This is a genomic window from Phytohabitans rumicis, from assembly GCF_011764445.1.
Lineage (GTDB): Bacteria > Actinomycetota > Actinomycetes > Mycobacteriales > Micromonosporaceae > Phytohabitans > Phytohabitans rumicis.
In genome coordinates, this window is the sequence record NZ_BLPG01000001.1 from 4,257,626 (window position 1) to 4,272,110 (window position 14,485).

Below are 14,485 nucleotides of genomic sequence, written 5' to 3' on the forward strand. Positions count from 1 at the left end.
GCCGGAACGCCGCGTCGGCCCCGACCGCCCCGCGAGGCGGCGAGGCGATCAGCTGCCGCACCCACTCCGCCGGGCCGGACGGCGGTTGTGCCACGTCGGGCGCCGGGCTGCCACCAGGACCGCCGGTGGTCACCGCGACGCCGGCCACCGCCACCATCGCGGTGGCACATGCCGCGATCGTCCGGGTACGCCGGGCGCGCCGCCGCCGCGCCTGCAGCCGGCCCAGCGGATCGGGCTCGGGCAGCACGTCCTCCACCATCGCGGACAGCTCTCGCCGTACCAGCTCGTCCAGCGTCATCAGGCCCTCCTTGGAACGAAATCCGCCGCGACGGGCGTGGAATCCAGCACTTCACGAAGCCGGTCCAGGCCACGCGAGGCGCGGCTCTTGACCGTCCCGACCGAACAGCCGAGCAGGTCGGCGATCTCCGCCTCGGGCAGGTCAGCCCAGTACCGGAGCACGATCACCGCCCGGGTACGCGGCGTGAGCCGGCGCATCGCCCCGTACAGGGCCTGCCGGTCGCTCACCAGGTCGGCCGGGTCCCGCACCGGCCGGTCCGGCACCATCGAGGTCAGCAGCTCGCGGGCGCCCTGCCGCCGCCACACGCTGATGTGCTGGTTGATCATGGTGCGCCGCACGTACGCGATCGGTTCGTCGACCCGCTTCCACCGCCGCATCACCTTCAGCAGCGAGGTCTGCAACAGGTCCTCGGCGGCGTGGGCCGAGCCGGTCAACAGGTACGCGATCCGTAAGAGCTCGCCGTACCGCAGCTCGACGAACTCCCGAAACCCCTCATCGACGGTCACACCTGACACGACGCCGCAGCGGGCGGGAAGGTTGAAGCATTACGTTCCGGTAACCGAGCGAACCTTCTTTCTCCGCCAGCCCCTCAACATCGAGACAAGGCGCCGAGGAGACGGGTACGCATGAGGTTGGTGTTTCGTCGCGCCGGTGGAGTGAAGAGCCTGCTCCTCGCGGCGACCGGGGCGACGTTGATCGCCACTGTCCTGCTCACCGGCCTGGCAGACTACAGCCGCGAGGTGGTCGACGCCGGCACCCGGAGCGCGATCGCCGCCGCCGCGCCCGACGAGCGTTCGGTCCTGGTCCAGGGCCCGGCCGGCGGCTCACCCGCCGAGCAGGCCAAGCGGGACGGCGCGGTACGCCAGCGGTACGACGGCGAGTTCGCCGGGCTGGACGCGAGCGTCTTCACCGCCGGGTACGCGGTCGGCCGCCAGCTCACCGGCGACACCGGCGACGCCCGGCCGGACCAGGAAGGCGTGGTCTACGCCTCCGTCGTCTTCCTCGACGGGCTGACCGAGCGCGCCGAGCTCACCGCGGGCGCGTGGCCCCGGGCCGGATCGACGCCGGTGCAGACCGTGCTGGCCGAGGCGGCGGCCCATACGCTGCGGGCCGCCGTCGGCGACCGCGTCCGGATCTTCGACCGGCTCACCCGCAAGACGTCCGAGATCGAGGTGGTCGGCGTCTGGCGCCCGCGCGACCCGGCCGACGCGTACTGGCGGCTGGCGCCGGGCGTGGCCGAGGGCGTCGCACCGCAGTCCGCGACGTACGGGCCGTTCGTGGTGACCCGGGACGACTTCCAGGCCGGCTACGCGGCGAGCGCCTCGGCGGCCTGGTTGATCGAGCCGGACCTCGCGGTGTCCAACCTGGCGCAGCTCGACAAGGTGCCCGGCGAAACCAGGACCGCCCTCGACTCGCTGGCCGACGAGGTCGGGCTCGGCTCCTCCGGGCTGGTCACGTCGCGGCTCGACCAGCTCGTCGGGCGACTCCGGCAGGCCGATCTCGTCGGTCGGTCGGCACTGGTCACGCCGATGCTGCTCATGGTCGTACTCGGTGGGTATGCGCTCGCGCTCGTGGCCGTACTCCTGACCGAACAACGCCGCGGGGAGACGGCGCTGCTGCGTGCGCGCGGCGCCGCACGGCTGCAGATCGCGGGCCTGGCCGCGCGGGAGGCCGCCCTGGTCGTCGTGCCGGCGGCGGCGCTGGCGCCGCTGCTGGCCACGCAGGTCCTCCGGTACGCGGCCGACGTGCCGATGCTGACCTCGGCGGCTATCCGGCTGAGCCCTCGCTTCGACGCGCTCACCTGGCTGGTCGCCGGCCTGGCCGCGGCGGGCTGCGCGGTGGCGATGCTCGGCCCGGCGCTGCGCCGCGGCGGCACCTACGTCGCCGAGATGGCGGCCCGGTCCCGGCCCAGCCGGCGGGCGGCCGCGCAGCGGGCCAGTCTCGACCTCGCGCTGGTGGGGCTGGCCGTGCTCGGCTGGTTCCAGCTCCGGCAGTACTCCTCGCCGCTGACCGGCGGCGACCTCGGCATCGACCCCCTGCTGGCGGCGAGCCCGACCCTCGGCGTGCTGGCCGGCGCGGTCCTCGCGCTGCGGGTGCTGCCGCCGCTGACCCGCCTCGCCGAGCGGGCCGTCGACCGCAAGCCGTGGACCGCGACCATCCTCGGCATGTGGCAGGCGGGGCGGCGCCCGCAGGCCGGTCCGGTGCTGCTGCTCGCGCTGGCCGTGGCGGTCAGCACGCTCGCCTGGTGCCTGGCCAGCACGTCCGAAAGCTCACTGGTCGACCAGACCAACCACCGTGTCGGCGCCGACCTGCGGCTGCTCGAAGCGACCCGCTACGCACCCGACAGCCGGGCGGCCGAGATCGCCGACCTGCCCGGCGTCGAGGCGGCACTGCCGGCCTGGCGGGACGACCTGCGGCTGGGCGCGGAAGGGGTGAGCGCGTCGGTGGTCGCGCTCGACGCCGCGGCCGCCGGCGGCGTGGTGCGGATGCGGGACGACCTGGCCGGCGGGTCCCCCAGCCGCCTCTTCGCCGGCATGGCGGCCACCCCGCCGGACGCGCCGGTCGTCGAGCTGCCCGCCGGCACCCGCCGGCTGACCGGCGAGGTGGTCACGAAGGTCACCGGGTGGATCGTCGGGCCGTTCACCCGGCCCGACCCGCCGGTGCGGACATCGGCCGTGTTCGCCGTGACCGGCGGCTACCGCCGGTTGCCGCTCGGCACGAGCTACAACGGTCAGCCGCTGCGCTTCGCCATCGACCTGCCCGACGACCTGCGCTCGACCCGGCTGGCCGGGTTCCTCGTCGCCACCTCCGGCCCGCCCGACATGACCCTGCGCTGGGACGTCACGTCGTTGCGCGCCGGGGACCAGCCGGTCGACCTCGCCGGCGCCGGGCCGTGGCAAGGGCACGACCGGGCCGGCGAGCGCGTCGCGGGCGGCCCGGCCCCGTCGGCCACCTACACCGTCGAAAGACCCGGCGGGATCTGGAGCCTCGACGCCGCGGTCAACCTGGTCGTCACCCGTGCGCGCGAGGCGGCCCCGGTGCCGGTCGTCGCCACCCCGGCGGCGCTGTCCGCGCTCCGCGTCGGCACCGGCGCGGAAACGCGCATGTCGCTCGGCCAGAGCGAGGTCGGCGTCCGGATCGCCGGCACAGCCACCGCCATACCCGGGACGACCGAGACCGCCGCGCTGCTCGTCGACCTTCCATCCCTGGCCGCGGAGGTCTTCTACGGGTACGGCGAGGTGCCGGGACCGCAGGAGTGGTGGCTGGCGACCGGCGACGACCCGGCGGCCACGGCCGCCGCCGCGGCGAAGCTCAACGGGATCGCGGTGCTGGACCGGCGGGCGGCCGGCAGCGACCCGTACGGCGTCGGCGCCCGCGCCGCCCTCTTCGCGGCCGCCCTGGGCGCGGTGCTGATCGCCATGATGGGCATCGGCGTGGACATGCGGGCCACCGCCCGCCGCCGGGTCACCGAGCTGGCCGTGCTGCACACGCTCGGCGCCAGCCCGCGGCTGCTGAGGCGCTCGCTGGTCGCCGAGCAGACGTTCCTCGCCGGCGTCGGCGTGCTGGCCGGTCTGGTGGTCGGGATCGGCGTCGCCGCCACCATGGCGCCGCTGGTCATCCTCACTCCCGCCGCCGGCCGGCCGGTGCCCGAGCCGCTGCTGACCGTGGACTGGTCCCCGGTCGCCGCCACCGCCGCCGGGCTGCTGATCTTCACGCTCGCCCTGAGCGCGACGGTCGCCACGGCCGCCCGACAACGCGTGCTCGCGGCCCAGCTCCGCATCGGGGGCGACACATGATCGCGGTGCTTCGCCGGGTGCGCGTGTTCGCCGGCCAGCTCGGGCTGCTCGCCGCGCTCTCGCTCGTCGCCGCGCTGCTGGTCACCGCCGCGCCGCGGGTGGCCAACGAGCTTTCCGACCAGGCGCTGCGGGAAGACGTCGAGCGGCTGCCGTACAGCGCGCGGGACATCACATTCGAGCGGCAGCCGGTCGCCCAGTACGCCGAGGGCGAGGTGCGCAACGGCTTGGGCTCGGTCGACCCGTACCGGCACGGGATGCGGGAGCCGCTGCCCGGGCTGGTGCAGGACGGCTGGTTCACCGCCGCGGTGGCGGGCCGGACGATGGCGCCGACGGGCCCGCGCACCACGTTCGGCCTGCGCGCCCAGAGCGGGCTGCAAGAAGCCGTCCGGGTGACGGCCGGGCGCTGGCCGCGGAACGAGCCGGCCGCCAGGCCGGTGGAGATCGCGGTCTCGACCGCGGTCGCCAAGCAGATGGAACTGGCACTCGGCACCACCCTCGCGATCCGGCCGACGAGCCAGGTGCCGGTCCAGGTCCAGGTCGTGGTGACCGGGATCTACGAGCCGGTGGACCCGTCGGCGCACCGCTGGGAGGGGATGCGGCTGGCGCTGGAGCCCTTCCCGGGGCTCCCGCCGGACGTGCCGGCGTCCGTGTTGGCCGTGACCGACCCGCAGGGCATCACCGCCGCCGGGGTCGGGCTCAGCTCGCTGACCTTGTCGTGGCGGTACCGGATCGACGCGCAGCGGCTGGACGCCGGGATGGTCGAGCCGATCGCCACCGCGCTCGCCGGGACCAAGCGCACCCCGCCCGGCGGCGGACTCGTCATGTCCACGGCGCTGGACGACACGCTGCTCCGGTTCCAGGGGCAGCTGCGCGCGGTCCAGGCGCTGCTCGCCGTCGTACAGGCCGGCCTGGTGGCCACCCTGCTCGGGCTGATCGCGCTGGCGGCCGCGCTCGCGGTGGAGCGGCGGCGGGAGGAATTCGCCCTGCTCCGGGCCAGGGGCAGCGCGATCACGGCGATCGCCGGCCGGTCGCTCGCCGAGTCGCTGGTGGTGCTGCCCGCCGCGACGCTCGCCGGCTGGGCCATCGGCACGTACGCCCCGGGGCGCCCGGCGGACACCGTCTGGCTGGTGGTGACGGCGGGCGCGGCGGCCACCCTCGCCGTACCGGTCCTGGCCGCGGCGACCCAGCGCCGGCTCGCGTTCACCGCCCGCCGGCAGGACCTCGTACGCCACCGGCCGTCCCGGCGCCGGCTGACCGCCGAGCTGTTCTTCCTCGTGGTCGCCGGGCTCGGCGCGTACCTGCTGCGGCGGCGCGGGTTGAGCACGGACGCGGGGGTCGACCCGTACCTGGCGTCGGTGCCGGTGCTGCTCGCGGTCGGCGCGGCGATCGTCGCCCTGCGCCTCTTCCCGTGGCCGTTGCGTCAGGTGAGCCGGCTCGCCTCCCGGGCCCGCGGCGCGGTCGCGTTCCTCGGCCTGGCGCGCGCCGGCCGGGGCGCCCCGGTCACGATCGGCCCACTCGCGGTGCTGGTCGTCGCGATCGCCACCGGCATCTTCAGCAGCGTCGTGATGACGTCCGTCGCCGAAGCCCGGGACCGGGCCAGCGACATCGCGGTGCCGGCCGACGCGCGGCTCAGCGGGCCCGGCCTGACATCGGCCACCGCCGACCGGATCGCCGGGCTGCCCGGCGTCACCGCCGTCGCCCGGTACGCCGACGACCCGGCCACGATGGTCAACTCCGACGCGGGCGGCATCGGGCAGGCGCGGGTGCTCATCGTCGACGTGGCCGCCCTAGCCCGGGTGGTGGCGGACAGCGGCGTCGACGTACGACTCCCGGCGGCCCTGGTGGACGCGAAGCCCGGCAGCGGCCCGGTGCCGGCGCTCGTCTCCCCGGCCCTGGCCGCCGAGGTCGGATCCGGCGGCGTGGCGACCATGAACAGCCGCCCGTACGAGTTCTCGGTCGCGGCGGTGGCGGACATCTTCCCCGGCCTCGGGGCGAGCAGCCTCGGCCGGTTCATCGTGCTGCCGTGGCAGGCGCTGCCCGCGCCCGAGGTCATCGCGCCCAGCGCGCTGCTGATCGCCGGGGACGGGTTCGACCCGCTCAAGCTGCAGGCCGCCGCGGGTCCGGAGACCACCGTGACCACCTGGGCCGCGCATCGGCAGACCCTGGACCGCACCGGGGCGAACGAGGTGCTGACCTTCACGTTCACCACCGGCGCGGCGGGCGCCACCGTGCTGGCCCTCCTCGCGGTCGGCTTCGCCGTGCTGGCCGGCGCCCGCGTACGCGGCCAGGTGCTCTCCCGGCTGCGCACGCTGGGCCTGTCCGGCCGCCAGGGACGCGGGCTCCTCGTGTACGAGCTGGTGCCGCTCGTCGGCATCGCCGTGGTCGCCGGCGGGCTGGTGGGCGTGTTCCTGCCCCGCCTCCTCGGGCCGGCGCTCGGCCTGTCCAGCTTCACGAGCGGGGCGGCCGTACGGACGTACCTCGATCCGATTTTGGTGGGCGCGGTGCTGATGCTGGTGGTCGCGGCCCTGATCGCGGCGATGCTGGTCGAAAATGTGATCAACCGGCGGTTGCGCCTCGGCGAGGTGCTCCGCGTGGGTGAGGAGGGGCGATGACCGCGACGACCGACGTGCCGGACCTGGCCGAGCTGGAGCGGCGGGCGGCCGAGCGGGCCGCGGCCCGGGCCGGCGGCACCGACCGGCTGGGCGGGCACATCGTGTGCGACGGCCTCGTACGGATCTTCAAGACCGACGGGATCGAGGTCGTCGCGCTGCAAGGGCTCGACCTGGTGGTGGACCGCGGCGAGCTGCTCGCGATCGTCGGCGCGTCCGGCTCCGGCAAGTCCACCCTGCTCAACATCCTCTCCGGGCTCGACGTGCCGACCGCCGGGATCGCCCGGGTGGCCGGCGTCGACCTGCTCGCCATGTCCGCCAAGAGCCGGCTGCGGTACCGCCGGCACACCGTCGGCTTCGTCTGGCAGCAGACCGCGCGCAACCTGCTGCCGTACCTGACCGCCCGGGAAAACGTCGAGCTGCCGCTCCGGCTGGCTCGCCAGCGGGTTGATGGCCGCGCGGGCGAGCTGTTGGAGATGGTCGGCGTCGGGTACTGCGCCGACCGGCGACCCGCCGAGATGAGCGGCGGCGAGCAGCAGCGCTGCGCGGTCGCCGTCGCGGTCGCCAACAACCCCGAGGTCCTCTTCGCCGACGAGCCCACCGGCGAACTGGACGAGGCGACCGCGGCCGACGTCTTCGGCGCGCTGCGCACCATCAACGCCGAACTGGGTGTCACCATCGTCGTCGTCACCCACGACCCGCAGGTCGCGACCCAGGTCCGCCGGACCGTCGCGATCCGCGACGGCCGGACCGCCTCCGAGGTACGCCGCTCGGCGCGGATCGCCGACGACGGCTCGCACGAGCTGCACACCGAGGAGTACGCGCTGCTGGACCGCGCCGGCCGGATGCAACTGCCCGCGTCCTTCGTCAACACGCTGGAGCTGCGCGAACGCGTGAAGCTGAACCTGGAGCCCGACCACATCGAGATCCGCCCCGGGAGTGATGGCAAGTGAACCTTGTACGGGTCGAAGGACTCAGCCGGGACTTCGGCAGCGGCGACCGGGTCGTGCACGCCGTACGGGACGTCAACCTCACCGCCGACCGCGGCGAGCTACTGGCCATCCGGGGCCGCTCCGGCGCGGGCAAGACCACGCTCCTCAACCTGGTCGGCGGCCTCGACCGCCCCACCGCCGGCACGGTGTACGTCGCCGGACACGAAGTCACCGCGGCCGGCGAGCAGGAGCTACTGTCACTGCGGCGCGACACGATCGGGTTTGTTTTCCAGTCGTTCGGGCTGATCCCGATCCTGTCCGCGGCCGAAAACGTGGGCGTACCGCTGCGACTGGCCAAGGTGCCCGCCGCGGAACGCGAGGAGCGGGTCGCCATGCTGCTCGAGCTGGTCGGGTTGGGCGCCCACGCGGCCCAGCGCCCGTACGAGCTCTCCGGCGGGCAGCAACAGCGAGTGGCCGTGGCGCGGGCCCTGGCGAACGACCCTCAGCTGCTCATCGCCGACGAGCCCACCGGCCAACTGGACTCCGAGACCGGCCGGTCCATCATGGAGCTGCTCCGGGCCCTGGTGAAGGCGCGCGGCATGACCGCCCTGGTAGCCACCCACGACCCCGCCCTGGTCGAGGTAGCCGACCGCGTCCTCCACCTCCGAGACGGCGCCCTAGCCACCCCACCCCCGCCTGACCCACCCTCCTCCCGCGCCCGCCGCGCCGCCCGCTCTCTCCTCGTCGCGCTCCCCGCGCGGCGCGCGCCCTCTCTCCTCGTCGATCAAGGGCATATGGTCGTGCTTTGATCTCCAATCCACGACCGTTTGCCCTTGATCGGCGGGAAAATCCTTGATCGGCGCGGCCGACCGCTGCCGGCAGACACCAGCATGCGGTGATCGGCCTTGGGCGCCCGCTCATGCCGTACCGCCGCGTGAGTACGCGACGCCGCCCTTTGAGAGCTAGAGGTCGTACGGACGCTCGCCCGGTGGGTGTCCATCCCGGGAGCCGGCACCGTCGATCAAGGAATTCCGCGTCGATCAAGGGCAAACGGTCGTGGATCGGAGATCAAAGCACGACCATATGCCCTTGATCGACGGGAAAACGGAGAGGGGCGGAGACAGAGTTAGGGGCGGGTTGCCCGGGTGCCCGGGTGGCCCGCCCCTAACTGAAGGGCTTGACTGGAGAGCGGCTCGTCAGTCGCCCTGGCGCTGCTGGGGAATCTGCCCCTGCAGCAGGGCGCGAACCTCCGACTCGCGGTAACGCCGGTGGCCGCCCAGCGTCCGAATTGCGCTGAGCTTGCCCGCCTTCGCCCACCGGGTCACGGTCTTCGGGTCAACACGGAACATCGACGCCACCTCGGCCGGCGTGAGTAGCGGCTCTGGTTCATGCGTACGCGATGCCATCGGTCACTCCTCCACATACCTATAGACATCGGCCGGGGTCCCGCCGGCCGACGCGTCTCCCATGGTCCGGCTAGTCCCCGATGTCCGACATGGGCCGAACGGCCGAACGTCCCTGGATGGACGGATGAGCAATGACCGATTTATGGCGTTTTTATACGCCAGAAACCGTCATATTTGGACGCTCTGTCACGCTTCGTGATGGGCCAACTACGAGGTTGGCTCGCGTTGGGAGCGCGACCACTATGACGAAAACACCTAATTGCAGCGCTCAAGCAACTGGACCGCACGCCACCGTGACACCAGCTTCTCGTACGCCTCGGTGGCCGCCTCGGCGTCGCCACGGGACAGCCCGGCCAGCCCGGCTGCGACCAGCTTGGGCGAATCGTCCTCTTCCAGTACGTGATCCGGAAGCAGGTCGACGAGCCCTCCGTAGTCGAGTTCGACGACCGACCGTGGGTGGAATTCCTCCAGCCACCGAGCGCCCTCTTCAACCGCCTCGGTGATCGGCGCGTCCCCCACCGACTTGCGGAGCACCGAGACGCCCCGGTGCGCCCGCCGGCGGGCCTTGGAGATCTCGGTGCGGTAGCGCAGCGCCCGCCGGCCACGCCGGGTGACCAGCTCCCGCTCCTCGGCGTCCACGAACACGAACCACCGCAGCGGTACGCCCCACGTGGCGATCTGCTCGTGCACCCGCGGGACCCCGTGCTCCAGCACCCGGGCGCCGCTGCGCCAGTCCTCCACGATCGCCTTGGCCTGCCCGGCCAGGATCGGCGGCACGAACGCGTCGGCGAGCACCGACGGCACCCCGTCGCGGGCACTCAGAGCCGCCTCGGCGACCCGTACGCGCAGGTTCCAGGGACAGACCAGGAGGGTGTCGTCGGCCTCCAGGACGTACGCCTCGTCGGGCAGGTCGGGCAACCGTGTCCAGCCCGCACCGAGGGCTTCCAGCACCGCCGTGCGCTGCCGTCCCGGCCCCTCCAGCGGCGCCACCGCGCGGCCCTCGCGGACATACCGCCGCCAGAAGAGCTGGCGGTCGCGGTCGAAGGCGGTCAACGGTTCATACACCCGCAGGTACGAAGCGAACAGCGACGGCACGGCGCGATCCTCCCACGAAACCGTACGCAGACAACGTTGGCGTCACCAATCCGGCGGTACACCGGCAGGGCGGGGACCGCACTAGGCTCGGTTCAGGCCGACGCCACCCTGCCGGCCCCCGAAAGGCGCCGCACCCCACAAGGGTGCACACCAATCACCCAGGAGCAGCCAGTGAACGTGTTCACCAGCACCGAAGGCCAAGACTCACCCGCGCACGAGCAGGTCGTCTTCTGCCAGGACCAGAAGACCGGCCTCAAGGCCATCATCGGCATCTACTCCACCGCGCTCGGTCCGGCGCTCGGCGGCACCCGCTTCTACCCGTACGCGAGCGAAGAAGACGCCCTGCGGGACGTGCTGGATCTGGCCCGCAGCATGGCGTACAAGAACGCGCTCGCCGGTCTCGACCACGGCGGCGGCAAGGCCGTCATCTGGGGCGACCCCGAGCGGATCAAGTCCGAGGCGCTGCTGCGGGCGTACGGCCGCTTCGTGCAGTCCCTGAACGGCCGCTACTACACCGCTTGCGACGTCGGCACCTACGTGGCCGACATGGACGTCATCGCGCGCGAGACGCGCTTCGTGACGGGGCGCAGCGCCGAGCATGGCGGCGCGGGCGACTCGTCGGTCCTGACCGCCTGGGGTCTCTTCCAGGGCATGCGGGCGGCGGCCGAGCACACCTGGGGCGCGCCCACGCTCGCCGGCCGCCGGGTCGGCGTCGCCGGCCTGGGCAAGGTGGGCAAATTCCTGGTCGGCCACCTCATCGACGACGGCGCCGAGGTGGTCGCCACCGACGTGAGCGCCAAGGCCACCGCGTGGACGCGCGAAAAGTACCCCCAGGTCGATCTCGTCACGGACACCGCGGCCTTGATCACTTCCGACATCGACGTGTACGCGCCGTGCGCGCTGGGCGGGGCGTTGAACGACGACACCGTGCCGGTGCTGCGCGCGAAGGTCGTCGTCGGCGGGGCGAACAACCAGCTGGCCCACCCCGGCATCGAGAAGCTGCTCGCCGACCGCGGCGTCCTCTACGCGCCCGATTACGTGGTCAACGCCGGCGGTGTGATCCAGGTCGCCGACGAGATCGAGGGTTTCAACTTCGAGCGGGCGAAGCTGCGGGCCAGCCGGATCTACGAGACCACCCGGGACATTCTGCGGCTGGCGGACGCCGACGGCGTACCGCCCGTGGCGGCGGCGGATCAGCTCGCCGAGCGTCGCATGGCGGAGGTCGGCCGGCTCCGAGCGATCCATCTTCGGTGATGTCTGCTACCCGTCACGACCGGGTGAGCGAAACGACCCTTACTCCGGCCGAGGGCGCCCGGCGCGACGCGCGGAGGTGGCGCGGGTAACCCGAGGTGCCGAACCGTGGCATCCCCATGTACCGTAAGAGCCACGAGAGATGCCTGACGTCATCGGGGCCCGCCTTCGGGCTGCCCCGAATTCTGTGCGAGGGGGTCGAGCCATGGGGCGCGGCCGTGCTAAGGCCAAGCAGACGAAGGTGGCCCGGGAGTTGAAATATCACTCTCCGAACACCGACCTCGCCGCCTTGCAGCGAGAACTCACCGGCAGCGGCAAGTTGGACCACGAATTCGACGACGACTACAAGGACCACGTCGACGACGATGACGAGGACGACGACGCAGACGAACCGGACAACTGGGCGCCCCGCGCCCGTTGACCGTTAGTCACACCTGAGCACGCGGTGACCCCCGCGTGCTCCTGCGTGCCCACACGATCAGGGCATCCCGCAGCGACGCAGGGTGCCCTGATCACGGGGACTAGCGGCTCGTCAGCGGGGGCGGTTGTTCCAGTTGTAGAACGTCGGGATGTTCTCAAAGTGGTTCCAGGCGCAGACCGCACCGGAGTCGGTGGCGGTCGCGGCTTCCGCACGCGTACGCCGGGCCGTCTCGGCCTCGCAGAGCAGCGCGGTCAGCCCCGCCCGGGCCGCGAGGACTCGTTCGGCCACCGGGTCGAGCACACCGTCAGGCCGGCTCGTGGTCTCGGGCATGGTCCAACACTCCCTCTAGTAGACGCATCTTGCTGTTGCGGCAGTGGTCGGTCTCCGTACCGTCAAAACGCCCGTGCTCGAAGTACCGGTTGGCGGCGTGAGCACCGCCACAAAAACCGAAGTACGGGCAGGTCGCCCGGCATGCCTCCACGCCGGCGAGAAACTCGGCCACCCACGGCGTGCCGGACATCGCGCCCGTGATGATCTCGGGCAGCGGGGTGGACAGGACGTTTCCGCTCGTGAAGTCGGCGTATCGCGGGTCGGAAAAGCCGGCCAGTTCGGGCGACAGGAGGACGACCGACCCGTCGTACCCGATGGTGGGGATGGGATCGAGCTGTCGCGGCAGGACATCGTCCGCGGTGCCGTCGAGCACGGCCGACGCGTAGCGCAACGACCACTCGACCTCGCGCACGTGGATGCTCGGCCGGCGCCGCCAGGCGCCGACGAGCTCGGACCAGAACGCCGCCACGGCCGCCGGATCGCGCGCGTTCGACCGCGCGTTGACGCCCTCCAGCTCCTCGATGTTGATGCCGAGCACGTCGCAGCCCAGGTCGAGGAAGTAGTCGTACAGCTCGGTGGCGAGGCCGGGCTCCGGCCGGCCGACGACGCAGAGCGCGGAGAAGCCGATGCCGTGCCGGCGCAGCGCTTCCACCCCGCGCATGATCCGGTCGTACGACAGGCCGCCGCCGCGGGTGACCCGCTCGGCGTTGCGCTCCCGCGGCCCGTCGACGCTGACGCTCACCCGGATCTCGTGCTCGGCGAAGAATTCGCACCACCGGTCGTCGATCAGGGTCGCGTTGGTCTGCACGTGGTGCTCGACCGCGGGGTCGAACGGCGCCAGCAGCTTCGCCAGGTGCTCGCGCCCGGCCGCGAGCGGCTCCCCGCCGTGCCAAACGACCGAGAACCGACCGGCGGCGGCCCACGCGTTGACGGGGCCGGCCACCGCCGCCGCGACCGCCACCGGCATCTTGCGGTCCGTGGAGCGCAAGGGCAGATAGCAGTACGCGCAATCGAGGTTGCACAGCGTCGTGGGCTGCATGACGACGTACGTCGGAACCGATGCGATGCCCCGCATCCCGGTGAACACAGGATCTCCTCCCCGTCGATCTAGGGTATATCCGCGCGAGCAAAGATTCACCTGCGCCGATTTGCCCTAGATCAACGACGAGGTCGGTCAGCCGCGCGTGTGCTGGCCGATCATCTGCACCATGCCGGTGCCCTCGATGACCTCACCGGCCTGCCACGCCGCCAGGCCGCGACCGGCGAGGAACGCCAGCGTGCGGTCGGCGTCCGCGGCGGACACGATCGCGAACATGCCCACGCCCATGTTGAACGTCGACTCCATCTCCGCGTCGTCGATGCGGCCCTTGCCCTGGATCAGGTCGAAGATCGGCTGAGGCTTCCAGGTCGAGCGGTTGACGACGGCGTCGACGTGCTCGGGCAGGATCCGGACCAGGTTGCCCGGGATGCCGCCGCCGGTCACGTGGGCCAGCGCCCGGACCTCGCACTCCTCGATCAGCTTGAGGCAGTCGCGCGCGTAGATCTTCGTCGGCGTGAGCAGCTCCTCGCCCAGCGTCCGCTGCCGGCCGAAGTCGTCCACCACCGTGTCCAGCCGCATCCGGCCCGCGCCCAGCAGCACGTGCCGGACCAGCGAGAAGCCGTTCGAGTGCAGACCGGACGAGCCCATCGCGATCACGACGTCGCCGACCTCGACCCGCTCGCGACCCAGGATGTCGCTCTCCTCGACCACGCCCACGCCGGTGGCCGACACGTCGTACTCGTCGGGGCGCAGCACGCCGGGGTGCTCTGCCGTCTCGCCGCCCAGCAGGGCGCAGCCGGCGTACCGGCAGCCGTCCGCGATGCCGGCGCCGATCTCGGCCACCTTGTCGGGCACGACCTCGCCGCAGGCGATGTAGTCGAGCAGGAACAGCGGCTCGGCCCCGCACGCCACCAGGTCGTCGACGACCATCGCCACCAGGTCGATTCCGACCGTGTCATGGATGTCGAGCTGCTGCGCGATGACCAGCTTAGTGCCCACCCCGTCGGTCGACGAGGCGAGGATCGGGTTCTTGTACTTCTTGACGTCAAGCTTGAAGAGCCCGGCAAAGCCGCCCAGGTCGCCCATGACCTCTGGCCGCAGCGTCCGATGCACCTTGGACTTCAGCAGCTCCACCGCCCGCTCTCCGGCGTGGATGGACACCCCGGCGTCCGCGTACGTCACGGTGCGCTTGCGGGACCGGCTCGATCCTGCGCTCCATGGCTGGCGGTTGTTTCCGGCTCCGTTGGTGCCCGCGCTGCTGCCGCGCTCGGTCACGTGCGTCACGGTTCTCCCCTTTGTGCATTCGC

11 protein-coding genes and 1 pseudogene are annotated in these 14,485 nt (G+C 72.5%); 6 read left to right on the plus strand and 6 right to left on the minus strand.

Annotated elements, in window-relative coordinates; genetic code table 11:
- Nucleotides 1-297 precede the first annotated feature (297 nt).
- Nucleotides 298-804, minus strand: a complete 507-nt coding sequence (locus tag Prum_RS18910; RefSeq protein WP_173077743.1) for a SigE family RNA polymerase sigma factor — start codon at nt 802-804, stop codon at nt 298-300.
- A 120-nt stretch (nt 805-924) separates the two neighbouring features.
- Here Prum_RS18910 and Prum_RS18915 point away from each other — a divergent pair, with 120 nt between their 5' ends.
- The 4 genes and pseudogenes from Prum_RS18915 to Prum_RS18930 form a co-directional block, all read left to right on the plus strand.
- A complete protein-coding gene (locus Prum_RS18915) occupies nt 925-4,095 on the plus strand; it encodes an FtsX-like permease family protein (RefSeq protein ID WP_173077744.1) in 3,171 nt (1,056 codons plus the stop codon).
- Nucleotides 4,092-6,707 (plus strand): ABC transporter permease, encoded by a 2,616-nt coding sequence (locus Prum_RS18920; protein WP_173077745.1) that lies wholly within the window; start codon nt 4,092-4,094, stop codon nt 6,705-6,707. The genes Prum_RS18915 and Prum_RS18920 overlap by 4 nt, the downstream gene beginning before the upstream one ends.
- Nucleotides 6,704-7,657, plus strand: a complete 954-nt coding sequence (locus Prum_RS18925; protein ID WP_173077746.1) for an ABC transporter ATP-binding protein — start codon at nt 6,704-6,706, stop codon at nt 7,655-7,657. Before Prum_RS18920 ends, Prum_RS18925 begins: the two co-directional genes overlap by 4 nt.
- Nucleotides 7,654-8,319: pseudogene (locus tag Prum_RS18930) on the plus strand (ABC transporter ATP-binding protein); the annotation flags it as partial. The gene Prum_RS18925 and the pseudogene Prum_RS18930, both read left to right, overlap by 4 nt.
- A 513-nt stretch (nt 8,320-8,832) precedes the next feature.
- Here the strand turns inward: Prum_RS18930 and Prum_RS18935 are convergent.
- Both Prum_RS18935 and Prum_RS18940 read right to left on the minus strand, forming a co-directional pair.
- A complete protein-coding gene (locus Prum_RS18935) occupies nt 8,833-9,042 on the minus strand; it encodes a BldC family transcriptional regulator (RefSeq protein WP_007073996.1) in 210 nt (69 codons plus the stop codon).
- Nucleotides 9,043-9,297: 255 nt separating this feature from the next.
- The gene (locus Prum_RS18940) at nt 9,298-10,137 is read right to left on the minus strand and encodes a DUF8083 family protein (protein WP_173077748.1); all 840 of its coding nucleotides are present in this window, start codon (nt 10,135-10,137) and stop codon (nt 9,298-9,300) included.
- A 171-nt stretch (nt 10,138-10,308) separates the two neighbouring features.
- On the opposite strand from Prum_RS18940, the gene Prum_RS18945 reads away from it, so the two are divergent.
- Both Prum_RS18945 and Prum_RS18950 read left to right on the plus strand, forming a co-directional pair.
- Nucleotides 10,309-11,391 carry a Glu/Leu/Phe/Val family dehydrogenase gene (locus Prum_RS18945; protein WP_173077749.1) on the plus strand — a complete coding sequence of 361 codons (1,083 nt, stop codon included), beginning with the start codon at nt 10,309-10,311 and terminating at the stop codon, nt 11,389-11,391.
- Nucleotides 11,392-11,593: 202 nt separating this feature from the next.
- Nucleotides 11,594-11,809 (plus strand): DUF3073 domain-containing protein, encoded by a 216-nt coding sequence (locus tag Prum_RS18950; RefSeq protein ID WP_173077750.1) that lies wholly within the window; start codon nt 11,594-11,596, stop codon nt 11,807-11,809.
- Nucleotides 11,810-11,920: 111 nt separating this feature from the next.
- Here the strand turns inward: Prum_RS18950 and amcA are convergent, their stop codons facing one another.
- The 3 genes from amcA to purM all read right to left on the minus strand — a co-directional run bounded on the left by amcA (nt 11,921) and on the right by purM (nt 14,462).
- Nucleotides 11,921-12,139: a multiple cyclophane-containing RiPP AmcA gene (gene amcA, locus Prum_RS18955; RefSeq protein WP_173077751.1), complete on the minus strand. Its 219-nt coding sequence runs from the start codon at nt 12,137-12,139 to the stop codon at nt 11,921-11,923.
- Nucleotides 12,114-13,214: a cyclophane-forming radical SAM peptide maturase AmcB gene (gene amcB, locus Prum_RS18960; protein ID WP_173083884.1), complete on the minus strand. Its 1,101-nt coding sequence runs from the start codon at nt 13,212-13,214 to the stop codon at nt 12,114-12,116. Before amcB ends, amcA begins: the two co-directional genes overlap by 26 nt.
- 99 nt (nt 13,215-13,313) lie before the next feature.
- Complete coding sequence (purM, locus tag Prum_RS18965) at nt 13,314-14,462, minus strand: phosphoribosylformylglycinamidine cyclo-ligase (RefSeq protein ID WP_173077752.1); 1,149 nt, start codon at nt 14,460-14,462, stop codon at nt 13,314-13,316.
- Nucleotides 14,463-14,485: the final 23 nt, after the last annotated feature.